21 protein-coding genes and 1 pseudogene are annotated in these 22996 nt (G+C 69.0%); 15 read left to right on the plus strand and 7 right to left on the minus strand.

The window, feature by feature from the left end:
* Positions 1-31 precede the first annotated feature (31 nt).
* Positions 32-313 (plus strand): helix-turn-helix transcriptional regulator, encoded by a 282-nt coding sequence (locus D892_RS0126180; protein ID WP_198036994.1) that lies wholly within the window; start codon positions 32-34, stop codon positions 311-313.
* A gap of 258 nt (positions 314-571) precedes the next feature.
* On the opposite strand, the gene D892_RS0126190 is transcribed toward D892_RS0126180, so the two are convergent.
* Positions 572-892 carry a helix-turn-helix transcriptional regulator gene (locus D892_RS0126190; RefSeq protein WP_024804076.1) on the minus strand — a complete coding sequence of 107 codons (321 nt, stop codon included), beginning with the start codon at positions 890-892 and terminating at the stop codon, positions 572-574.
* A gap of 104 nt (positions 893-996) precedes the next feature.
* On the opposite strand from D892_RS0126190, the gene D892_RS0126195 reads away from it, so the two are divergent.
* Positions 997-1671, plus strand: a complete 675-nt coding sequence (locus D892_RS0126195) for a nitroreductase family protein (protein WP_024804077.1) — start codon at positions 997-999, stop codon at positions 1669-1671.
* A 317-nt stretch (positions 1672-1988) separates the two neighbouring features.
* On the opposite strand, the gene D892_RS0126200 is transcribed toward D892_RS0126195, so the two are convergent.
* Positions 1989-2987 (minus strand): diiron oxygenase, encoded by a 999-nt coding sequence (locus tag D892_RS0126200; protein WP_024804078.1) that lies wholly within the window; start codon positions 2985-2987, stop codon positions 1989-1991.
* Between the two features lie 151 nt (positions 2988-3138).
* On the opposite strand from D892_RS0126200, the gene D892_RS0126205 reads away from it, so the two are divergent.
* The 8 genes from D892_RS0126205 to D892_RS42160 all read left to right on the plus strand — a co-directional run bounded on the left by D892_RS0126205 (position 3139) and on the right by D892_RS42160 (position 13654).
* The gene (locus tag D892_RS0126205) at positions 3139-6312 is read left to right on the plus strand and encodes a carboxyl transferase domain-containing protein (RefSeq protein ID WP_024804079.1); all 3174 of its coding nucleotides are present in this window, start codon (positions 3139-3141) and stop codon (positions 6310-6312) included.
* A gap of 589 nt (positions 6313-6901) precedes the next feature.
* A complete protein-coding gene (locus tag D892_RS0126215; RefSeq protein ID WP_232236174.1) occupies positions 6902-8401 on the plus strand; it encodes a sensor histidine kinase KdpD in 1500 nt (499 codons plus the stop codon).
* A complete protein-coding gene (locus D892_RS0126220; protein ID WP_024804081.1) occupies positions 8398-8808 on the plus strand; it encodes a roadblock/LC7 domain-containing protein in 411 nt (136 codons plus the stop codon). Before D892_RS0126215 ends, D892_RS0126220 begins: the two co-directional genes overlap by 4 nt.
* Positions 8805-9182 carry a DUF742 domain-containing protein gene (locus D892_RS0126225; protein WP_024804082.1) on the plus strand — a complete coding sequence of 126 codons (378 nt, stop codon included), beginning with the start codon at positions 8805-8807 and terminating at the stop codon, positions 9180-9182. Before D892_RS0126220 ends, D892_RS0126225 begins: the two co-directional genes overlap by 4 nt.
* Positions 9163-9795: an ATP/GTP-binding protein gene (locus D892_RS0126230; RefSeq protein ID WP_024804083.1), complete on the plus strand. Its 633-nt coding sequence runs from the start codon at positions 9163-9165 to the stop codon at positions 9793-9795. Before D892_RS0126225 ends, D892_RS0126230 begins: the two co-directional genes overlap by 20 nt.
* On the plus strand, positions 9792-11099 hold the full coding sequence (locus D892_RS0126235) for a cytochrome P450 (RefSeq protein WP_024804084.1): 1308 nt from the start codon (positions 9792-9794) through the stop codon (positions 11097-11099). The genes D892_RS0126230 and D892_RS0126235 overlap by 4 nt, the downstream gene beginning before the upstream one ends.
* Positions 11096-12322: a cytochrome P450 gene (locus D892_RS0126240; RefSeq protein WP_036567494.1), complete on the plus strand. Its 1227-nt coding sequence runs from the start codon at positions 11096-11098 to the stop codon at positions 12320-12322. The genes D892_RS0126235 and D892_RS0126240 overlap by 4 nt, the downstream gene beginning before the upstream one ends.
* Before the next feature lie 231 nt (positions 12323-12553).
* Positions 12554-13654 (plus strand): AI-2E family transporter, encoded by a 1101-nt coding sequence (locus D892_RS42160; RefSeq protein ID WP_051499173.1) that lies wholly within the window; start codon positions 12554-12556, stop codon positions 13652-13654.
* A 50-nt stretch (positions 13655-13704) separates the two neighbouring features.
* Here D892_RS42160 and D892_RS0126250 read toward each other — a convergent pair whose 3' ends face one another.
* Positions 13705-14460 carry a DUF4239 domain-containing protein gene (locus tag D892_RS0126250; protein WP_024804086.1) on the minus strand — a complete coding sequence of 252 codons (756 nt, stop codon included), beginning with the start codon at positions 14458-14460 and terminating at the stop codon, positions 13705-13707.
* Positions 14461-14683: 223 nt separating this feature from the next.
* Positions 14684-15796 carry a TetR/AcrR family transcriptional regulator gene (locus D892_RS0126255; RefSeq protein ID WP_024804087.1) on the minus strand — a complete coding sequence of 371 codons (1113 nt, stop codon included), beginning with the start codon at positions 15794-15796 and terminating at the stop codon, positions 14684-14686.
* A 679-nt stretch (positions 15797-16475) separates the two neighbouring features.
* On the opposite strand from D892_RS0126255, the pseudogene D892_RS49720 reads away from it, so the two are divergent.
* The 5 genes and pseudogenes from D892_RS49720 to D892_RS0126275 all read left to right on the plus strand — a co-directional run.
* Positions 16476-16769, plus strand: a pseudogene (locus tag D892_RS49720) (aromatic amino acid lyase); the annotation flags it as partial.
* A complete protein-coding gene (locus tag D892_RS42165) occupies positions 16691-17638 on the plus strand; it encodes an aromatic amino acid lyase (RefSeq protein ID WP_198036995.1) in 948 nt (315 codons plus the stop codon). The pseudogene D892_RS49720 and the gene D892_RS42165, both read left to right, overlap by 79 nt.
* 182 nt (positions 17639-17820) lie before the next feature.
* Positions 17821-18513 carry an L-tyrosine 3-hydroxylase gene (locus D892_RS44000; protein ID WP_156959688.1) on the plus strand — a complete coding sequence of 231 codons (693 nt, stop codon included), beginning with the start codon at positions 17821-17823 and terminating at the stop codon, positions 18511-18513.
* Positions 18500-19168 (plus strand): O-methyltransferase, encoded by a 669-nt coding sequence (locus tag D892_RS0126270; protein WP_036567495.1) that lies wholly within the window; start codon positions 18500-18502, stop codon positions 19166-19168. The genes D892_RS44000 and D892_RS0126270 overlap by 14 nt, the downstream gene beginning before the upstream one ends.
* A gap of 186 nt (positions 19169-19354) precedes the next feature.
* Positions 19355-19852, plus strand: a complete 498-nt coding sequence (locus tag D892_RS0126275; RefSeq protein WP_036569913.1) for a phenolic acid decarboxylase — start codon at positions 19355-19357, stop codon at positions 19850-19852.
* Positions 19853-19862: 10 nt separating this feature from the next.
* Here the strand turns inward: D892_RS0126275 and D892_RS0126280 are convergent, their stop codons facing one another.
* From D892_RS0126280 to D892_RS0126290, 3 genes are all read right to left on the minus strand, one after another.
* Positions 19863-21179, minus strand: coding sequence for an MFS transporter (locus D892_RS0126280; RefSeq protein WP_024804091.1), 1317 nt, complete (start codon positions 21177-21179; stop codon positions 19863-19865).
* On the minus strand, positions 21176-22303 hold the full coding sequence (locus D892_RS0126285) for a PLP-dependent cysteine synthase family protein (RefSeq protein ID WP_024804092.1): 1128 nt from the start codon (positions 22301-22303) through the stop codon (positions 21176-21178). Before D892_RS0126285 ends, D892_RS0126280 begins: the two co-directional genes overlap by 4 nt.
* Positions 22304-22396: 93 nt before the next feature.
* Positions 22397-22786, minus strand: coding sequence for a hypothetical protein (locus D892_RS0126290; RefSeq protein ID WP_024804093.1), 390 nt, complete (start codon positions 22784-22786; stop codon positions 22397-22399).
* Between the last annotated feature and the right edge of the window lie 210 nt (positions 22787-22996).

Raw genomic sequence — 22996 nt, forward strand, 5'->3', positions numbered from 1 at the left:
CATCTCCGCACTGTTTCGGGCGGCCCGACCCTTGCTGATCGCGCTCGGCGACGAACGCCGCCAGGAAATCGTGCAACGGCTGATCGAGGCGGGCGGCGTGCTCAGTGTCGGCGAGATCGCCGACGCCATCGAGCTCTCCCAGCCCGCGGTATCACACCACCTCAAGATCCTGCGCGACGCCGGAGTCCTCGGCGTCCAGCGCGTGGGCACCACCCGCCGATACAGCCTCGAAGTCGATTCCGGCACCCTCGAACCCCTGACCGACATGGTGCACGGCATCACCGAATGCCTGACAGAACAAGCCGAATCCTGACAGGCCCTCCTCCGCACTGTGCTCCGCTGCGTCGGCAACCAGCCTGAAGCCCGTGGGACGATCGGTACTTCCACAATGCGGCAAAGTAGTGCACGTCGAGATGTCATGTACCCGGGGCATGTCAGCGGCCGGGATGCAGTCCGGTGCCGGTCCGGGTTCGTATACGCCCGTCGCGCTGCGTGGTGGTGCGCGGATCATGTTCCGGCACAGTGGCACTGGTCATGCCGTCAGATATACCCATGGTCGCGCGCACCGAAGTCAAGGCCGGGCGAACTCGCCGATCACATTGTCGACCACCGCGGACAGAATCCCCGGAAAACGCCCCTCCACCTCGTTCAGGCGCAACTCGTGCCGGCGGAAACTGCCGTCGGGCGTCACACGCAGCAGGCCGGCTTCCCGTAACACCTTCAGATGGTGCGACAGCGTCGACATGCTCACCGGCACATCGAATCCACCGCATACCACACCGCCGGCCGCCGCCAGTTGCCCGACGATCTGTAGCCGGATCGGATCGGCCAGCGCGTCGAGCACGCCGGCCAGTTCGATCGAGTCGGCATTCGGATGGTTCAGTGCCCGCACACCACCCATGCTACTTGATTTCGAGACTTTGACACATATCGAATTTGATGCCACTCTTAGATTTCGACAACCATCGAAATCTTGTCCCGGAGGAGGTGTCGACGATGATCGAGTCACTGGGCCTGTCGGCGACCGAAGTGCTGTCCACGACCCGCAGTGTGCGCCGCCGGATGGATCTCACCCGGCCCGTACCGCCCGAGGTCGTCGAGGCATGTCTCGACCTGGCCACGCAGGCTCCGACCGGTCGCAACCGGCAACACTGGGAGTTCGTCGTGGTCACCGATCCCGGACTGCGCAAGGCGCTGGCCGCCTACTGTCTCAACGGAATGACCCGGCCGACGCAGCCGGTGTACTTCGACGACTCGGACCGCTGGGATCCGGTCGCCAGATCGAAACTCCTCGACGGAGCCCAGGATTTTTTCGCCCGGCTGCACGAGGTGCCGGTGATGGTGCTCCCGTGTGTGCGCATGGTGCGTACCCCGAATCCCTCGGTCGTGCAGCAGGCCGGCGTGTGGGGCTCGATCCTGCCCGCCGCGTGGAGTTTCGCGCTCGCGGCCCGCGAACACGGCCTCGGCACGGTGTGGCTTCCCGGTCACTTGCACCACGAACGTGAGGTAGCCGAGCTGCTCGGCATCGACTACGACAATGTCATGCAGACGGTCCTGCTCCCTGTCGCCTACACCCGCGGCACGACCTTCCACCGGGGTCCCCGAGTCCCTGCCGGGACAGTCACGCATTGGAACCGGTGGGGCAATCACACCACCGCCCACCCCGATTGAAGTCGGAACCGCAAGACGACCCGGCGGATCTTGCCGACGCTCGTGATCGAGACCGAAGCCCTTGCGGGCGCGTCGGATTCGGCGTCGCGGAGACCGCGTAACGGTTGTCGGCCGACCTGGATACCCTCGGCCCGCACACGAGGGTCGAGGGCACGGTGTGCTCGCCGTTCCCGCCGACCCGCGCCCGCCGCGGCGCTACGGTGCGCCGCCGTGGCATGTGGCCGGGTGAGACGTCTCTACGACACCTGATGGCAGCCGTATCCGGCGGCCCGGCGAGCGGGTGCGCTGCTCGGCCGCGTCCGGCTGAGTTCCGGCGCTCAGGCCGCGGCGAGTCCTGCTCGGTCGGGCTCGCCCCTGTAGCGGGCCTTCGGGCCGTCGATGCGCAGCAGCTTCCACACCGACCGGGTGACGGGGTTCATCAGGCCGAGTTTGTCTGCGAGGGAGCGCATCTCGCCGAAGTAGCCGGACAGGATGGCGCGGGACTGCGGGCCGCGCCAGAACGCCTCGGCGAAGACCTCCGGCGGGATGTCGAAGCGGCGGGCGAACGAGCGCGGCGGCGTCATGATCTCGCCGGCCAGCCAGCGCATCACCAGCGGGAACGCCAGCCCGCACACCGCCGTCGACACCGGGCTCATCCGCTCGACGTGCGCCTCGAGGAATTCGTGGGCGAAGGAGATGTGCCGCGCCTCCTCGGCGATGTGGATCTGCATGGCGCGCAGCACCGCCGGCGGCAGGTTCGCGCCGTCGCGGATCAGCGCCTTCTGGAAATGGTCGATGGGTTCCTCGCCGCCGAGGATCCCGATGAACAGGACCACGTGCGCATATCCGCCCGCGACGCCGATCAGGGGAGACAGCTTCCGGAACAGCGGCCGCATGCCGGGCACGTCGTCGCCGATGCGGTTCACCAGCTCCTGGAACATCTGGATGTGGTTGCACTCCTCGGTCATCTCGTGCAGGCAGTAGCGGAACTCCGGAGATCCGTTGGGCAGCTTCATGATGTACTGCATCAGCCCGCGGATCAGCACGCTCTCGAAGGCCGCGCCGACCTTGATCGCGTTGGCCAGCCGCCACCGGCCGATCTCGATCTGCCGCTCCCGCGGCAACTCCCGGTACCAGCGCGTCGCGCCGAGGGGATCGGACACGGGGGAGAGCACCCAGCGCGGATCGTCCGGGTCGAGCCGCATCTCCGGTGCGTCCCAGTCGATGTCGAGGTAGGGGTCGAAGCGCCGATGTACCGAACCCTCCGACAACGTCTGCAGCGTCTCCCGGTACGCCTCGCCGAACGGTCCGGTGGGCGGTGCAGTGGACAGCGTCATCGATGCCTCCTCAGTGATGGCCGTACCCGGACGAATTTACCGGTACTCTTAGTATCAGTAAATACCCGTACGGTCACGGTGCGCCCGAGCAGACGGGGAGCGCCTGGTGAGTGGTCGTCAAGGCGCGGCGCCGGTGTGCGATCGTGGCGCTATGCATCTGGTAGTGGCCAATCGGGGAGAGATCGCGGTCCGGATCCTGCGGACCGCGCGCGACCAGGGGTTCCCCACTCTGGTGCTGCACACCGCCGACGAGGCCGATGCGCTGCCGGTGCGGCTCGCCGACGACGCCGTGCCGCTGCCGGGGGACGGGGCCGCGGCCTATCTCGATCCCGGCGCGGTCGTGGCGGCGGCGCGCAAGGCGGGGGCCGGCGCGCTGGTGCATCCCGGATACGGATTCCTCAGCGAGAGCGCGGATTTCGCCGCCGCCTGCGCGGCCGCGGGCCTCGTGTTCGCCGGTCCGGATCCGGAGGTGCTGCGGATCTTCGGCGACAAGGTCGCCGCCCGCGAGGCGGCGCGGCGGGTGGACGTTCCGGTCCTGGCCGCCACGGCGGCCGGCGCCGGCCCCGCGGAGGTCGGCGCCCTGCTGCGGCAGTACCCGGGCGGTGTCGTGATCAAGGCCGCCGCGGGCGGTGGCGGCCGGGGCATGCGGGTGGTCTGCGCGGCGGACGGCGTCGAGGAGGCGCACCGGCTGTGCCGCGCCGAGGCGGCGGCCGCCTTCGGTGACGACACGGTGTACGCGGAGGCGCTGGTGTCGCCGGCGCGGCATATCGAGGTGCAGGTGATCGCGGACGGTGCGCGCGCGGTCGCGCTGGGAGACCGCGACTGTAGCGTCCAGCGCCGCCGGCAGAAGCTGGTGGAGATCGCCCCGGCGCCGGATCTGGATGCGGCACTGCGGGATCGGCTGCACCGGGACGCGGTGCGGCTCGCCGAATCGGTGCGGTGCCGGGGCGTGATCACGGTGGAGTACCTCGTCGACGGCGCCGAGGCGTGGTTCCTGGAGGTGAATCCGCGCCTGCAGGTCGAGCACACCGTCACCGAGGAGGTGTTCGGCGTGGATCTGGTCGCGATCCAGCTGGACCTGGCGCGCGGCCGCGTCCTCGCCGATCTGGAACTGCCCGGCGACCCGCCCCGCGGCTGCGCCGTACAGGCCCGGGTGAATGCGGAAACCGTTGGCGCGGATGGCGATCCGCTACCCAGCACCGGCGTCGTCACGCAGTTCACCGCGCCGTCCGGCCCGGGCGTGCGGGTCGACACCGCCTGCGTCGCGGGGCTGCGGCAGGGCGCGCGATTCGATTCGCTGCTGGCGAAGGTGGTCGCCCGCGGCTCGTCGTATCCGGCGGCCGTGCGGCGCTGCGCGGATGCGTTGGCGGAGACGGCCGTCGCGGGCATCGACACCAATATCGCCGTGCTGCGCGCGGCGCTCGCCGAACTCGACGGTCCGGTGCCGACCTCCTGGTTCGAAGACAGTATCGGCGAACTACTCACGCGCGCCGCCGATTACGCCCAGCCGCATCCGGCCGGTTCCCCCGCATCGCGCGGCGCGGACACGGTGCCGCTGCCCGTCGGCGAGCAGGCGGTCCGCGCTCCCATGGGCGGTACCGTGGTCGCCCTGGCCGAACCCGGCGCCGTCTGCGCGGTCGGCGCCGAGGTGGCCGTGCTGGAGGCGATGAAGATGCAGCATGTGGTGCGCGCCGAGCGCCCGCTGCGGGTGCTGCGCCACGCCGTCGCGCCGGGCGACGTCGTCGATCCGCACGCCGCGCTGCTGATCTGGGCCGAGGCCGAGCACGACGACACCCCGGACGCGTCCGGTCCGGTGGATCCCGATCTCGTGCGCGCCGACCTGGCGGAGGTGCGGGAGCGCCACGAGATCGGCCGGGACGCGGCCCGCCCCGACGCGGTCGCGAAGCGCCACCGGCTCGGCCGGCGCACCGCGCGGGAGAACATCGCCGACCTCGTCGACGACGACAGCTTCGTCGAATACGGCGCACTGGCCGTGGCCGCTCAGCGACAGCGGCGCACCCTCGAGGATCTCATCGCCCGAACCCCGGCGGACGGGCTCGTCGCCGGCGTCGCCACGATCGGCGCCGACCGCTTCGGCGCCGACGCGGCCCGGGCCGTGGTGCTGTCCTACGACTACACGGTGCTGGCCGGCACCCAGGGCATGCGCAATCACGACAAGACCGACCGCATGCTGAAACTGGCCGCCGACCAGCGGCTGCCGGTGGTGTTCTTCACCGAGGGCGGCGGCGGGCGGCCGGGCGACACCGACCGGTCCGGCATCTCCGCCCTCGACATCACGACCTTCCGGGCGATGGGCGCGCTGTCGGGCCGGGTGCCGCTGATCGGCATCGTGTCCGGGCGCTGCTTCGCCGGCAACGCCGCGCTGCTGGGCATGTGCGACGTCGTGATCGCCACCCCCGACGCCAATATCGGGATGGGCGGGCCCGCCATGATCGAGGGCGGCGGGCTCGGGGCGTGCGCACCGGAGGACATCGGCCCGATCGAGGTGCAGCGGCGCAACGGGGTCGTGCACGTCGTCGCCGCGGACGAGGCCGAGGCGGTGGCCACGGCCCGCCGGTACCTGTCGTATTTCCAAGGGCCGCTGGCCGATTGGGAGTCGCCGGATCCGCGGTCGGCCAGGCACGTGGTGCCGGAGAACCGGTTGCGCGCCTTCGACATCCGCGCGGCGATCGATGCCGTCGCCGACGTCGGCTCGGTGCTCGAACTGCGCCGCGAGTGGGGCGTGGGCGTGGTCACCGCGCTGGCCCGGGTGGAGGGCCGCCCGTTCGGGGTGATCGCCAACGACTGCCATCACCTCGGCGGCGCCATCGACGCGCCCGCCGCCGACAAGCTCGGCGCCTTCCTGCGCCTGTGCCAGGCGCACCGGCTGCCGATCGTCTCGCTGTGCGACACACCGGGTTTCATGGTCGGGCCGGAGGCGGAGAAGGAGGCGACCGTCACCAGGTTCAGCCGGTTGTTCATCGATTCCGCCGCGCTGACCGTCCCGTTCGGCACGATCATCCTGCGCAAGGGCTACGGCCTCGGGGCGCAGGCGATGGCCGCCGGCACCTTCCGCGCTCCCCGCTTCGTCGTCGCCTGGCCCACGGGCGAGATCGGCGGGATGGGCCTGGAGGGCGCGGTCCGGCTGGGATTCGCCAAGGAGCTGGCCGCGATCGAGGATCCCGACGAGCGCCGCGCCGCCTTCGACGCTCTCGTCCGCGCCGCCTACGACGGCGGCAAGGCGCTCACCGCGGCGACCGTGAACGAACTGGACGACGTGATCGACCCGGCCGACACCCGGCGGTGGATCCGTCTCCTCCGCTGAGTGCACCGTCCGCCGAGTGCGCTGAGGGGGGAGTGTGGCCGCGATCCAGTCTCGAGCATGCGCCCAGTATGGGAATCCCCTAACGGTACGGTCGGTCGCCGGCTCGCCCGGCATCGCCGCCGACCAGCACTGTTACCCCGGGTTACACACATCACCCCCTAATTCGTTCGATCGGCCTGTCGCGACGCGGCTATGGGGGATATGTTTGCTTGGCGGTTGCGCACGGCGGCGCAACCGGCTCGACGCGGGCCGTCCCTTCGGCTCGTACTCGTCTCTCACGTGTGGAGAGGCGATCTCGGATAGTCGGCGTCGCCGACGGCGTGTGCCCCAGGGTGTGCGCCTCGGCGGCGTCGGCGCGGGGGCTCTGGAATCTGGTGCGGCACGGAACCGGGCAGGGCGCGGAGGTGTCCCGGCGGATCGCGTACCACTCGGTCTTCGTTCGGGTGGCGGCGGCGGGCCGGTGCGGTTAAGCTCGTGCCCGGGTCTTGAAATGGCCTCTCTACCTGGACGTTTGATAAGTCTCAGGGGGCAGTGTGCTGGTGTTTCCGCCCGGTGATGGGGGCCTGAATTGCGGGATGTGGCGATCGCGGTGAACTCGACGAGTGTCGAGCCCGGTGACTTTGCCGATGGTGAGAACGAGGCCGGTCCGGAGGCCGGGCACGAGGGTCGGGAGAACCGCGCGACCTACTCTGCCCTGGTGATCTGCGCGGTCGTGACGGGCTGCGCCGCCGTCGCCGCGATCCTCGCCGCCCCGGCGGATTTCCGCATCCCGCTGGCCTGCGGCGCCGCCCTCGTCGCGATCCTGCTGTGCGCCACGGTGACCATAGCGGTGCACTATTACGCGCAGGCCGGCCGGTACCGGAGGGTGGCCGAGCGGGCCGACGAGCGGATCGCGGCGGCGGCCGCGGCGGCATCGGCCAGGGTCGCGGCCGCCGAGGGCGAGGCCACCGTGCGGGCGCGGGAGGTGCGCCACAGCGAGTCCCGCCGCGCCGCAGCGCTGGCCGCCTTCGCCGGCGCCGCCGGACGCATGCAGGCGATGACCACCAGCATGCTGGCGGAACTGCGCGAGATGGAGCACCGGCACGCCGACCCCGAGGTCCTCGCCGATCTGCTGCAACTGGATCACCGCACCGCCCAGGCCGGGCGGCTGGCCGACAGCATCGCAGTGCTGAGCGGCGCGCGCAGCGGCCGGCGGTGGGCCAAACCCATTGCCATGGAATCGATTCTGCGTGGCGCCATGGGGCGGGTCGCCGGCTATCAGCGGATCCGGTTACGGTCCGTCGCGGGCGTCGGCGTCGCCGGGCACGCCGCCGAGGGCGTCATGCACGCGCTGGCCGAGCTGCTCGACAACGCGTGCAACTTCTCGCCACCCACGACCGAGGTGCACGTCTACGCCGCCGAGGTGCCGGCCGGCGTGGTGGTCACCCTCGAGGACAGCGGCCTGGTGATGAGCGAGTCCGCGCTGCGCAAGGCGGAGCGCGCGGTCTCGGGGGCCGATGCCGAAGGCCGTGGGGGAGTGGACCTTTCGTCGCTGAGCGGAACCCGTCTCGGGCTGTCGGTGGTCGGGCATCTGGCGCGCAAGCACGGCCTCACGGTGTCCTACCGGCCGTCGGCCATCGGCGGTACCGCGGTGGTCGTGATCGTGCCGCGCGACCTGATCACCCGCATGGAGCGCACGGCGGTCACCGGCACCCCCACGGCGGTGCCGCGCAACGACTCCCGGCAGCAGCTGTCGGGCTCCCCGGCCGGCGACGGAGAACTCGCGGACGGCGCACCCCGCCGCGCCACTCCCGAGGTCGCCCTCGCCCAGAACAGTACCTTCGCCCAGAACAGTAAGGAGAACAGTAAGGAGAGCACGTCGTCCGAGGACGCCCCCGCGGCGGCCGGGCCCCGGCTGCCCAAGCGGCGCCGAGGCGACACGCTGGCGGCGGTCCACCCGGACGGCCTGTCGAATCCGAACGGTCCGGCAGCCAGGACCGAGCCCCCGCCGCCGGCGAAGTCGTCCGCACTGGGCGCGTTCCAGCGCGCCATGTCCGGGCGAGACACCGTGGCCGAGACCCCTTCCGGAACAGTGGAGAACGATCGATGACAACGTCCGCGCCGTCGCAGTTGGGTTGGTTGCTCGAGCAGTTGCTGGCCCGTACCCCGCAGACCCGGCACGCCCTGTTGCTGTCCAGCGACGGGCTGAAGATCTGCCATAGCCCGGAACTCTCGGCCGACAAGGCCGATCAGCTCGCCGCCATCTCGGCCGGGATCCAGAGCCTGTCGCACGGCGCGTCCGCCGAATTCGGTTCGGGCAAAAGCGGTGTGCGCCAATCCATGACAGAGTTCTACGGCGGCATCCTGTTCATCGTCGAGGCCGGGATGGGCGCGCACATCGCGGTCATCGCCGCCGAGGACGCCGACGCCGGACTGGTCGGGCACAATATGCGCGAGCTGGTGGAACAGCTCGGCGAATACCTGGCCGCGGCGCCCCGAGACAGAGGGACGCCGTGACCGGGGCGGTGCGCGACGAGGATCCGGACCGGCTGTACACGCTGACCGGGGGCCGCAGCACGCCGGACTCCGACGCGTTCGACCTGGTCACCCTCGTGATGAGCGAATGCGATCCGACGCCCGGCATGCAGTCGGAACTGGCCGCGGTGCTCGACATGTGCCGCGCTCCGACCGCCGTCGTCGAGATCGCGGCCGAACTGCGGCTGCCGGTCGGTATCACGACGATCCTGCTCGCCGATCTGCTGCACGCCGGCAAGATCACCGTGCGTCATCCACGGCCGATGGACGAGGACCCCGCCGTGCCCGGCAGCTGGGCCTCGGTCACCGACGCCGCCACCCTGGAGAAGGTGCTCGTTGGACTACGCAACCTCTGATTCCGTTCCCGCCGCCGCACCGGCCCGGGCCGAGGCGCCGCTGCACGACACCGTGCGGCTGGGCCTGAAGGTCGTCATCGTCGGCGGATTCGGCGTCGGGAAGACGACGATGGTCCGGTCGGTCAGCGAGATCCGCCCGCTGGACACCGAGGCCACGATGACGAGTCTCGGTGTCGGCGTGGACGATCCGCGGGCGGCGCCGGGCAAGTCGAGCACCACCGTGGCCTTCGATTTCGGGCGCATCACGATCGACGACGAGAACGTGCTGTACCTGTTCGGCGCCCCGGGGCAGGAGCGGTTCTGGTTCCTGTGGGACCGCCTGTTCACCGGCGCGCTGGGCGCCATCGTGCTGGTCGACCCGCGCCGGATCGCCGACTGCTGGTACGCCATCGACCGGCTCGAGCATCAGGGCACCCGATTCGTGGTGGCGTGCAACGACTTCGGCGGCGAGCCGTTCGAGGCCGGGGAGATCCGCGAGGCGCTGGATCTCGACCCGCACGTCCCGCTGCTCGGCTGCGACGCCCGCTCCCGCGAGTCGTGTAAGACGGTGCTGATCACGCTGGTCGAATATCTCTACGCCGCAGCCGCCCTGATCCCGGAGACCGCGTCATGAGCCTTCCCGGCACCGACCTGTCCGGCGGCGAGCCCGCCGCCACCGGCTGCCCGATCCGCACCGAATCGTCGCTGGTTCCGTTGAGCGGCCCGCGTTTTCACACCGACCCCCACCATCTCTACACCGAGATGCGCCGCGACCACGGTCCGGTGGTCGCGGTCGAGCTCGTCGGGGGCATCCCGGCCTGGCTGGTGATCGGCTACCGCGAACTGCACCAGGTGACCAGCGATCCGGAGCTGTTCCCGCGCGATGTTGCGCTGTGGAACCAGTGGCCGAACATTCCCGACGACTGGCCGCTGATCCCGATGGTGGGCCGGCCGATGCCGTCGATCTACTTCACGGCCGGCGCCGAACACCGCCGCCACGTGTCGATGGTCGAACCGGCCCTGGAAGCGGTCGATCCGTTCGAACTGCGGCGCAGCTGCGAGGAGCGGGCCGACCGGTTGATCGATGCGTTCTGCGGCCGCGGCGAGGCCGATCTGATGGCCGAATTCGCCGAGCCGCTCCCGGTCCTGGCGCTGGCGCGGGTGCTCGGCATCCCCGACGACGAGGCCCCCGAACTGGCCTGGACGATGAAGACGCTGGCCGACGGCGGCGCCGACGCACAGTCGGCGTACCTGCGCTTCAACGAGCTGATGCGGCGGCTGGTCGCGGCCAAGCAGGCGGCGCGGCAGCAGGGGCTGCCCGCCGAGGATCTGACCTCGGAGATGCTGCGCCACCCGGAACCGTTCACCGACGAGGAGTACGCGCTCGACCTGCAGGCGGTCATCGCCGCGGGTCACCTCCCCACCGCCGACTGGCTGGTGAACTCGCTGCGCCTGATGCTCACCGACGAGCGCTTCGCGGCGGCCTTCGGCGGCGGGCGGCGCAGCGTGGGGCAGGCCATGAACGAGGCGCTCTGGGAGGACACCCCGACCCAGATCCTGGCCGGGCGCTGGGCGACCCGCGACACCCGCCTGGCGGACAAGGTGATTCGCCGCGGCGACATGCTGCTGCTGGGCCTGGCGGCGGCCAACGGCGACCCGCACGTGCGCCAGCACCTGACCGACGCCGAGCCGGCGCACTCCGGTAACAGCGCGCACTTCGCGTTCAGCCACGGCGAATATCGCTGCCCGTTCCCGGCGCAGCAGATGGCGGAGATCATCGCCCGCACCGGAATCGAGGTGCTGCTGGATCGGCTCCCCGATATCGATCTGGCGGTGCCCGCCCGCAACCTGGTCCGGCGCCCCTCGCCCTTCCTGCGCGGAATGACCTCCCTCCCAGTCCATTTCACTCCCGTTCGCGCAGTCGGAGGTACGCCGTGAGCGCAGCAGCACAATGCCCCCTCGTCATCGACCCGATGATCGGCGATCTGGCCGGCGAGACGACGCGATTGCGAGCATCCGGCCCGATCACGCGGATCGAGCTGCTCGGTGTTCCGGCGTGGACCATCACCGAGCACTCGCTGGCCCGCCAACTGCTCGTCGATCCCCGGCTGGTGAAGGATATCGGCGCGTGGTCGCTGTGGCAGTCCGGCGTGGTGACCAGGCAGTGGCCGCTGATCGGCATGATCGACGCCGGCCGCTCCATGTTCACCGTCGACGGCGCCGAGCACCGCCGATTACGGATCAAGACCACGCAGGCGCTGACGCCGCGGCGGCTGGCGGCGCTGCGGCCCATGATCGAACGATTCACCGGGGAGCTGCTCGACGATCTAGACGCCGCGGCGGCCGGGGGCGAGGGCGTGGACCTGAAGGCGGTGTTCGCCTATCCGCTGCCGATGCGGGTGGTGAGCGAGCTGATGGGCGTGCCGCGGTCGGATCATCCGATGCTGCTGGCGTCGTACAAGAAGTTCTTCTCCATGCTGACCCCGCAGGACGAGCGGCTGCGGGTGATCGCCGAGCTGGACGACTACTACCTCGACATGGTCCGGGACAAGACGGCCCACCCGGCCGACGATCTCACCACCGCGCTCATCCAGGCCGACGAAGGCGGCGAGCCGCTGACCGAGGAAGAGGTGGTCGGCAATCTGAAGGCGCTGGTGGCCGCCGGGCACGAGACCACTGTCAGCCTGATCCTCACCACCGTGCGCGCCCTGCTGACCCATCCCGATCAGTTCGAGCGGGTCCGCGGCGGTGAGATCGACTGGAAGCAGGCGATCGAGGAGACGCTGCGCTGGGACGGCCCGGTGATCCATCTGCTGATGCGGTTCGCCACCGAGGACATCGTCGTCGGCGACACGGTGATCGAGCAGGGGGAGGGCGTGGTGATGTCGTACCGCACGATCGGCCGCGACACCTCGGTGCACGGCGCCGACGCCGACGAATTCGACATCTCCCGCCCGACCGCGGGCCGCAACATCTCCTTCGGCTACGGCCCGCACGTGTGCCCGGGCGCCGCCCTGGCGCGGCTCGAGGCCGCCGTCGCCCTGCCCGCGCTGTTCGACCGTTTCCCGGATCTCCGCCTCGCGGCCCCGGCGGAGGAGATCGGCAACCTTCCCGTGCTGACCCAGAACGATCTGGCGGCTTTTCCGGTGCGGGTGCGTTGAGCGGAGATTTGCGTCGACACGCCGGACGGTCGGCGTGTCAGACTGTTGCCCGTGAGTGAGCCTGAGAGGGAGCCGTCGGCTTCGGACGAGTCCGGGAGCGGGTCTGTGGGTGTGTCGGCAGCGTCGAGCGGATCGTCTGCCTCCGATGAGCCGGCGCGCGGGACTTCCGCATCGAGCGGGTCCGGGAGCGAGTCCTCCGCACCGGCCGGGTCCGCGGATTCGCCTGCGGGCGTGAGTAATTCGACCGCCACAAGCCCCGACCGCGGCAGGGTGATCGGCGACGGTCTGCTCTGGCTCGCCAAGTGGGGCGTGTGCATCGTGGCGATCGCGGCGGGCGCCTGGGTGCTCGCCTACCTGGTCGCGAAGCTGTGGGTGGTGCTGCTGCCGGTCCTGCTGGCGCTGGTCGTCGCCACCGTGCTGTGGCCGCCGACCCGATGGCTGACCAACCACCACTTTCCGCCCGCCGCGGCGGCCGCGACCACGGTCGTCGGCTTTCTCGCCCTGTTCTCCGGCATCATCGCGCTGATCGTGCCCTCGGTGGTGGACCAGGCACCGGAGCTGGCCGACCGCTCGAGTGCGGGCGTCCGCCAGGTGCAGGACTGGCTGCAGGGCCCGCCGCTGAACATCCGCCAGGAGCAACTGGATTCGGCGGTGAACGCGATCGTGAACCGGTTGCAGTCCAGCTCCGAACGCATCGCCTCCGGCGTGTTCACCGGGGTCACCACGGCGACCTCGGCGATCATCACCGTGTTCCTGGTGCTCGTGCTGACGTTCTTCTTCGTCAAGGACGGCCCGCGATTCCTGCCGTGGCTGCACGCCCTGCTGGGCAGCCGCGGCGGCCGGCACGTCGAGGAGGTGCTGAACCGGGTCTGGGCCGTGCTGGGCGGATTCATCCGCACCCAGGCGCTGGTGAGCCTGATCGACGCCGTCTTCATCGGAGCCGGTCTGATGATCCTGCACGTGCCGCTGGCGGGGGTGCTGGCCGTGATCACCTTCATCGGTGGTTTCGTCCCGATGGTCGGCGCCTTCGTCGCGGGGGCGCTGGCGGTGCTGGTCGCGTTGGTGGCCAATGGATTCACCACGGCCCTGATCGTGCTCGGCATCATCGTCGCGGTGCAGCAGCTGGAAGGCAATGTGCTGCAACCGGTGTTGCAGAGCCGCAGCATGAAGCTGCACGCCGTCGTCGTCCTGCTCGCCGTCACGGCCGGTGGTTCGCTGTTCGGGATCGTGGGCGCGTTCCTCGCGGTGCCGGTGGCGGCCGTGATCGCCGTGGTGGTGCGCTATCTCGGCGAGCAGATCGATGCGGTGACAGCGCCGCCGGGCGGCTCATAGTCACAGCCGCCGGGCGGCTCATAGTCACAGCCGCCGGGCAGTTTCGGTCGTCAGCGCTGTGCCGGGAGGCCGCGCAGGAAGATCTCGAATGCGTCGGGGCTCACGGCGACGGCGCCTACGAACGGCTGATCCAGTATCAGGATCAGCGAGAGCGACAACACGATCAGCGAGGTCAGCGAGCCCACCAGCAGCAGGTGCATCCAGAACCGCGGCAGGTCGAAGACGAACGTGAAGCCGACGGTCACCAGCGCGCCGACCGCCAGCACGATCCACATCACCGTCGGCACGTTGTGCCCGGTCTGGCTGAGCCGTTCGCGCCGTGCCGCCTCGAGTTCGTTGACGGTCGCCAGCGAGTGCTCGAAGACCGAACGCACCCTCGGGTTGTCGCTCGGCAGCGCGTTGATCTCGTCGCGCATGCGATAGACCAGCTCGGTGGCCTCCGTGCTGTAGCCGCCCCTGCCCAGCTCCTGCCATTCCGTGTCGATGACGACCCGCGCGTACCGCTGGGTCGTCGCCTCCAGGGCGCGGCCCAGCTCCGGCGGAAGGGCGCGCGCGTCCCAGTACAGCGCGCCCAGCTCGTTGGCCTCGGTGAAGATATTGGCCTTCGCCTCCTCCAGCGAGGTCCACTCGTTGACCACGATGAACGCCAGCAACACGGCATACAGCGCGCCGATCGTCTGGAACAACGTCCCGGCAACATTGTTGTGCTCGGCCGGCGCCCCGTACCGCAGCCATCGGCGCATCACGATGGCCCCTGCGGCCATCGTGATCGCCGGAACGAACAGCGCAACCCACGCCCACCACATGGATCCTCCCCTGCCTCGAAGGAATTCGCCTATCCGTTGCCCTCGTGGTGAGATGTCCCGTAACCCACGGTACGCAACCAGCCGGTAACTGGCCCGCACTTTCGATGAGAAACCGTTGCGCCGCAGGCGGTGCGGGCCGGATGCGCGCGGTATCCGTGCTGGTGAAGACCGAAAGAAGTTCGGTATCAACAATTGCCGCGCGGTATGCGGATCGGTTGCGGGACTACGGGTAGCTGGCGATCACCGCGGCGGCCACCGCCAGGCACGCACCGGGGCCCTGGGCGCGGGCCGTGATCCGGCCGTCGCCGACGGTGAGGGCGGCCTCGAAATCGTTGTCGACGGAATCGAATCCGCACGCGCTCGCGATCGTGCGGTCCTCGTCGATGACGACCTGGAGTTCGGGCAGCGCCGACAGCGGGAACGCGCAGCGCAGTGAGCGGCTGAGATCGGTGAGCGCCAGCCGCGCCAGGGGAACGAACTCACCGGTGCGATCGTCGGTGACCAGCACGGCCGTGACCGCGCCCGGGCGCGGACCGGGCCCGAGCGCGTCCTGGATCGCCGCTACCCGGTGCATGCCGAGCACTGCCACCATCCGGTGGCCGTCGAGGCCGCAGCGGGTGGCCCGGACGATATCGAAACCGGCCGGGGCCGGCCAGGTTTCGCAGACCCGGTGCAGTGCGGGCCGGATCGGCGGCTCGGGCGCCGGAGTGTCGGCGCCCGGATCGAGGTGCGCGATCTGTTCGCAGAAACCCTCCAGCCGAGCGGGGTCCACGAAACCCGGTGCGGCGAGGGACAGTTGCGTGGCGCCGTAGAGAACGGTCAATACGGACTCCGCGATACGGACGAACGGCTCGGGCGAGCGCGTCGGCGTGGGACTCAGTGCCTGCAGGGCCGTTCCGAGCAGGATCGCATCGAGCTCGATCAGCTGGGCGAACGGCCGGCGGATCCGCTGGTCGCTCTGAATCTCCGGAATCAGATCGATGCTGAGCATCGGGGAGCGGAGCTGTTCGGTTGCGTCGCAACGATAGTCGCTGGTTCGTGGCAGCCGCTCGGCCCAGGTCGCGGCGAACAACCGGAGGGCGGCCTCGGGGGTCTCGCCGGGCGCGCGGGGGGAGGGGCACGGGGCGCACTCGGCGACCTGCGCCAAGGTCGACAGATAGAGTGCACGTTTCCCGGGAAAATTGGAATAGACCGCGCCCCTGGTCGCCCCCGCCCGCTCGGCGATCCCGTCGACCGTCGCACCGCGGAACCCGAACTCGGTAAACTCGGCCAGGGCCGCCTCGAGCACCCGCTGTCGAGTGAATTTCCGCTGTTCCGCCCTGGTGCGCCGTCCCATCGGTTCCCTCTGCCATCCTTGTGGTGATGGCCGGCGGGGGTGCCGGCCTCGGGCCGATGCCCGGCGGCGCCCGCTCGGCGATCGGACCGATTAGCTGAACGAGCGCTCTCCGAGCGGTATTTCGGATGTTCTCGCCATCCTGATGTTGCTATCATCTGAATTGTACTTGTGGGCGCGGCAACTCGCTTGCCCGGCTGCCCTTCTTCGGGGCCTACCCGGTCGCCCGATGACGGCACAAGCGCGCGGCTGCGACCACCACCGAAGACCGCCGGGCGGCCGCCCGGAGGCGCCGGCCGTCCGGATCGAGGGGTTCCGGGCGGCCCCGGGCGGCCGCCGGGCGGCTTGGCTGCTTCGCGGTGAAGCGTATGTGTCGTACGCATTCTCGTCATGTGTCGAATTGAATTGCCGATCTCGTTGCTCTGCACGATTCTGAGGGTCGAGCGCTGGGGTCGGCCGGGATGTGCTTCTACATGTCGACAAGGGGATTCGTGCGGGATCGACACCCAAATGCCGGACAGCGCAATGGGTACGGCACGACATATCACCGGAGGAGCGAAATACGATGCAGTCAGCACCTCACCGTGTCGGCACCGTCGACTCCCGCACGCCGGGCAGACTGACAATTCACATGCTGGAACGCGCGGAATCGCCCATGGCCGTTCCCGTCGGCGACGAGGTCATGAGTCGCGTGGCCGAATGTCGTAGTTTTCTCGAGGACCGGATCTCAGCGGGTGCCCAAATATATGGCAGTACTACCGGATTCGGACCGTTGGTGGCCTATGACGGTCGTCCGGATTCGGAGGATCAGTGCGACAACGCCATTGAGCATCTTCTTGCCGGCCAGGGACCCGACCTTCCCCGTGCGGTGGTAAGGGCGGCGCTGCTCGCGCGATTGTGGTCGTTGTCGAGGGGGCACTCGGGAGTGTCGGTCGGGGTGGTCTCGGCTCTGGTGGACGCGTTGGCGACGGATTTCTCTCCGGCGGTACCCCGAATCGGATCGGTCGGAGCGAGTGGCGATCTGATCCCGCGCAGTTCGCGTCGGCGTCCCTTCTCGACGCGTTCGGTCATCCGCACGCGGCCGCTGTGGCGGAACTATTGCGGAATATGCTCGCCGGCTGCCGCCCCACCGGCCGGCGGCCGCTCCAGGAGCCGTACAGCATCCGGTGTACTCCGCAACTGCTCGGGGCTGTCGGCACATCGACCGCCCATGCCTCGAAAGTTATCGAGGACGATCTCAACGGCATCAGCGACAATCCTCTGTTCTTTCCGGACGAGGGTGTCGTCGTCCACGGCGGCAATTTCTTCGGCCAGCCCGTGTCGTTCGCCGCAGATCTGCTGGCGTCGGGCCTGATTCAAATGGGCAATCTGGCCGAACGGCAATTGGACCTGATGCTCGACGCTCGTCGCAACGGAGACTTGGCCCCGATGTTGTCGGTGTCCCCGGGCCGTCAACACGGCTTGCAGGGGGTCCAGTTGGCTGCGACCGCAACAATCGCGGCCATGCGCAGGGCCGGGATGCCGGCGTCGATTCAAAGTCTGCCGACCAATGGGCACAACCAGGATGTGGTGCCCTTCGGTACGCAGGCAGCGCTCAACGCGCTGGAATTGGCCGATTCACTGCGATGGCTGCACGGGTCGCTGGCCGTGGCGTTGCGTCAGGCGGTCTACCTGCAGGGCCGGAAACCGACCGCACCCGAGTGCGCGGAGTTGATCGGCCGGTTGGCGGCGGTGGTGCCCGCCATCGACCCGGATCGTCCGCTTCGCGGCGATGTCCACGCCGCGGCCGATGTGCTCGACCGGTGTGCGGGCCGGCTGCTCGACGAATCGGGGGAATTGCGATGATCAGCGCGACAACCGCGATCCGTAGCCGATACGGCGAGACCGACGTTCGTTTCGTACCGGCGGAGACGTTGTACCTGCCGCGGCCGGGCACCGCCTTCCGGCACTGCCGTCATGCCGACCTGTCGCCGCGAGGTGTTCCGTGGCATACGGTCGTGCGGTGCCCGCCGCCGGTCGGGGAGCCGGTGCCGCTCGCGCAGTACCGTTGGCTTGTCGGACATCAGCTGGTGTTCTGCGCCTGGCAGTGGCTGGCCGAGGCTTTGCAGACATTGGCCGACAGCCGAGCACCGGACGACAGTGCGATTTCCACCGCCGCAGCGCTTTACGACGGGTATTCGGTGCTGCTGCTGTATTGCGGCAGTTGCTCGCCCGCCGTCTACGGCGAGGCGATCCGCCCGCAGATGATGCGCGCCGATCCGGCATTCAGCGGCCGATGGGCGCGGGATTACGAATATGTCGTCCCGCTGCTGCCTACGGTTCGCCGGGTCCTCCCGCCGGACCTGCTCGAACCGCTCACTGCTGCGGTCAAATCCAATCGCGTAGTTCATATGGCGGTGGCCGACCGTCTCGTCCCGGATGGGGAGTCCCTGCTGCGCGAGTCCGGCCAGGACACGAATGCGCCACCTACCCGAGCGCAGCGGGACATCTTCGACGGCTTCTTTCGAGTCACTCGAATGCCATTGTGTCGCAATGAATTCCGTGCACAACTATGCACCAGGATCGGTCAGGTCCGGTCGGACCTGACGCGGAACCCGCTGCCTGTGCCGTGCGGCTGGGAAAACACGCGGGACACCTACACCGCCGCAGTCGATCGGTTCCACCGCGACGGCGTCGCCATCCTCAATCGGCTGGAGAGGCTCATCGATGAACCCACCTGACCTCAAAACCGTCGCGATGACTCCGCGGCTGCACGATTACCTGTTGTCGCACGTCGAGCCACCGGATCCGGTTCAGCGACAGTTGATCTCGATTACCGCCACGCTCGGCGACGCTGCGGAGATGCAGGTACCTCACGAGCAGGCAGCCTTTCTGACGCTGCTGACACGATTGATCCGAGCGCAACGAATCGTCGAAGTCGGAACCTTCACCGGCTACTCGACACTGGCACTGGCGCTCGGAATGCCACCGGCCGGCCGGCTGATCACCTGCGATCTGTCGGCCGAGTGGGCCCGCATCGCGCAGGATGCCTGGCGGGACGCAGGTGTCGCCGACCGGATCGAGCTACGCCTCGGGCCCGCCGCGGAGACCCTTCGCGGCCTCCCCGAGACCGCGAATATCGACCTCGTGTTCCTCGACGCCGACAAGGTCGGATACATCGACTACTGGGAGCAACTCGTTCCCCGGCTGCGCCCGGGCGGTGTACTGCTCGCCGACAACGTCTTCTACTACGGCGAAGCCGCCGACGACGAACCGGTCGGCAACGCAGCGGCGATCGACGCGTTCAACCGCCACGTGCGCGCCGACGACCGTGTGGACAGCGTCATGCTGCCGATCGCCGACGGCCTGACCCTCGCCCGCAAGCACGACAGCTGACACCCACCCGATGGAAGGACCATCGTGACCGAGCGACTCGCGACCCGACAACCCGGCGGCGTGACCGGCCCACGACGCATCATGGAACTGGCCTCCGGCCTGTGGGCCTCGAAAGCCCTTGCAACCGCAGTGGAATTGGACGTTTTCGGCATACTGGATCGCCATCCAGGCTGTACCACCACCGAACTGGCTCACCATCTCGGCCTTCCGCGGAACGACGGTGACGGAATCATCGGCCGACGACTCGAGTACACCTACGCCAACGGATGGCGTTACGAACTGTATGTGAAGAACGCCACCACCGTCGACTACCGCATCCACAGCGGCATGGTCGGCGGTCGCTGGGTCAAAGACCAGACGATCGACCTCGTCACCCTGACGGACGGTGTCTACAAGATATCGTGGAACGAACCCACGGGAACGTCCGTGTGCCTCACCCTCGTCCCCGCCCGGCGCATATCGCACGGCGTCATCTTCTTTCCCCGCTGGGTCGAGGAACACCCCGAACGAACGGTCCTCTTCCAGAACGACCATCTCCCTCGCATGCGCGCGTACCGTGACCAGGGGCCCACCTACCCCATCCACGTGGTTTCGGAATTTGCCGACATCACGGTGATCGAGAACGTAGGTCGCGACAACGAGGACGTAATTGCCTGCGCCCCCGACGCTCTACCGACGCGTTGACGGCGGTTGGTCAGCGGCGCCCGGTGGGTATCTTTGTCGGCCAGTGGCCGTGTCCGGTGTACTCGAACTCTTGATCAGCCGACGCAGCTCCGACGATGTGTTCCTCGGCAAGCTGCGGGCGGTCCAGACGGTGGAGGGCGAATGCCGCGGCAACACCGATCACGCTCAGGCCGGCCCAGACCGCCCAGTTGATCCCGGCATCGCGCGCGGCGCCGACCACGGTGCCGGTGGCGAGGTTGCCGACGAGGATGCCGACACCGACGACGGTGTTGTAGAAACCGTAGTGTGTCGCGACCAGCTTCCCGTTCGAGAGGGACACGACGGTGTCCATTTCGAACGGGAACACGGCCGCTGTCCCCACGGCCAGCAATGCCGCCGACATGAGCAGCGCGGCAGCTGCGGCCGGGGCACCGAACCGCTCCGGATCAGGGACGACCACGAGCGGGACGAATGCGCCCGCGAGGATCCCCAACCCGACGACGAGGCTGCGCCCGGTGCCCCATCTGGCCCGGAACCAGGCCGTGATGCGCAGCTGACCGGCGACCGCCACCACACCGGAGATCACGAATACCGCCGACACCAGCACCTGCGAACGGGCACCGGCGACGAACTCGGCCTGTAGTGGCAGTGCGAGGTAGACCTGGAACGACAGCACATAGGAGCCGATCATCGCCAGCGCGAACCGCACGAACCGGCGATTGGCGATCACCGTGCGCCAGTCCTCGAGCACGGAAGCCTGCTGTGCGGGGGTGTGCGCCGCCCGCGTTGGCAGCGCGAACAACTGCGCTGCGGTCAGGATCGCGAATACCACTGCCGCGACGCCGGCGGCCACCCGGAAGTCGAGGGCCATCAGTGCCAGACCGGCCAGTGGTCCGGCCAGGATGCCGGCCTGATAGAAGACGTTGAACACCGCGAACGCTTCGACCCGGCGTTCGCCGGCGTCGGCGGCGAGGTAGGCGCGTACGGCCGGGTTGAACAGGGCTCCGGCGAACCCGGTCGCTGCCGAGGCGATCAGCAGTCCCGGCAGTGAGGTGGCGAACAACAGCAGCGCGAACCCGGCTGTGCGCAGTAGACAGCCCGCGACGATCAGCGGCTTGTATCCCAGCCGGTCGGCCAGCGTGCCGCCGATCAGGAACATGCCCTGCTGGGAGAAGTTCCGCACGCCCAGCACCAACCCCACCGCCCACGCCGCCAGGCCGAGGGGCCCCGCCAGGTACCCGGCCAGATAGGGCATCAGCATGTAGAAACCGAGGTTGATGCCGAACTGATTGATCATCAACAGCCGGGCGGGCAGGTCGAAGGTGCGAAATTTCGCGAAGACGGTCACGATGCCAACCCCCGGTCGTGGACGAATTGTCTCGGATCGACGACGGTGGTGGTCCGTGTCCACGACCGCGCCACTCGCTCGGCCGGATGCGTGATCGTGTCCGGTTCCACCGGTGGGTCCGCGTCGAGCAGCCCATGCTCGTCGCAGTAGGCGTCGTTGTAGACGGTGTCGAAGTAGCGGTGCGGCCCGTCGGGGAATACCGCGGCGATCCGGGTGTCGGTGTCGTGGGTGCGGGCCGCCCAGCCCGCGACCAACCCCACGGCGCCGACGCTCCAGCCGCCGGTCGCGTGATGGGTCGCGGCCAGCGTGCGGCAGGCCCACACCGCTTCCGGCGGCGCGACCCAATGCACCTCGTCGAACGCGTCGTAGTCCACATTGATCGGGTGGATACTCGATCCCAGGCCCCGCATCAGCCGCGGGCCCGCGGGCTGGCCGAAGATCGTGGATGCGACGGTATCGACTCCGATCAGCCTCATCTCCGGATTGAACCGGCGCAGCACCCGCGTGACGCCCGCGGAGTGCCCTCCGGTGCCGACCGCGCACACCAGCACGTCCACCATGCCGAGCTGCTCGACCAGTTCGAGCGCGAGCGATTCGTAGCCGTCGACGTTGTCGGGGTTACTGTACTGATCCGGGCACCACGCATCGGGCTCACCCGCGAGCAGCTCCGCGACCCGGTCCCGGCGGGACTGTTGCCAACCACCCGTGGGATGGAACTCGGTGACCACATCGACCTGGGTTTCGTAGGCGGCGAGCACCCGCGCGACGATCGGCTCCAGACCCGGATCGGTCACCACGGTCACCGGGTGACGGGTGACGATCCCCGCCAGCGCCAACCCCAATCCGAGAGTGCCGCTGGTGGATTCGATGATCCGCGCCCCCGCGACCAGATCACCACGTTCCTCGGCTCTGCGCACCATGTGCAGCGCCGGCCGGTCCTTCATACCGCCGGGATTGAATCCTTCGAGCTTGGCCCAGAACCCGCGCCCCTCGGGCGCCAACGGCGCACCGACCCACAACACGGGCGTGTTGCCGATCAGCGAGTGCGGCGATCGGGCAGCCGCCGGCGCGCCCACCAGGGCCGCCGAACGGTCGGTGAGCGCATCGAGCACAACCTTGTTCATGACTGTCGCTTTCTGTATCGAACCGCCCGCAGGCGGACGTGAGCAGGCAGCGGACACCGGCCGACGGATAAACGTCGGCCTGGCGCTGACCTGTCAGCGTCGAGCGATACAGAACTGCGTCACAATGGCCCGGCCACCGGCAACGGGCACCCACGCGATCGGTGGACCACGCACACTCCCGGAAACGGTCCGGCGGACGCCGCCGACGACAAGAATCGCCGACATCAGCGCGAACAGCAGCAGATGCTGCGGCGCGAGATTCTCGGGAGCACGCAGCACCGATTTCGCGACACAGTGATCGAAGTGCGCCACACAGTGACCATCCAGCACGTCGACGACCACGGCATGCGCGTGATCGTTCGCCGAGTGTGCGGAATGCCCGGCCCCCACGTGGACGGAGGCATGAGTCTGTGCATGGGCTCGGGCTGTCGAGCAGTCGACCATCGGCACGACCAGCAGCACCACAGCCAGCAGCGCCGCCACCGAGCCACCATGTCGCAATCGACGGATGGGCCTCACAGTGAGCCGACTGTAGCAGGACCGGAGAAACCGCACCTGACGCCGCGAGTCGCGGATACGACCCGACGACGCGGGGACCAGGCGACATGGTCGCTCCGGCCACCTCATTTCGACCACCACTCTCCCGGCTTCAGTGGATCCACGCCATCGACTCTATACCCTCTAGGGGTATAG

Origin of the sequence: Nocardia sp. BMG51109 (assembly GCF_000526215.1) — a bacterium.
Taxonomy (GTDB): Bacteria; Actinomycetota; Actinomycetes; order Mycobacteriales; family Mycobacteriaceae; genus Nocardia.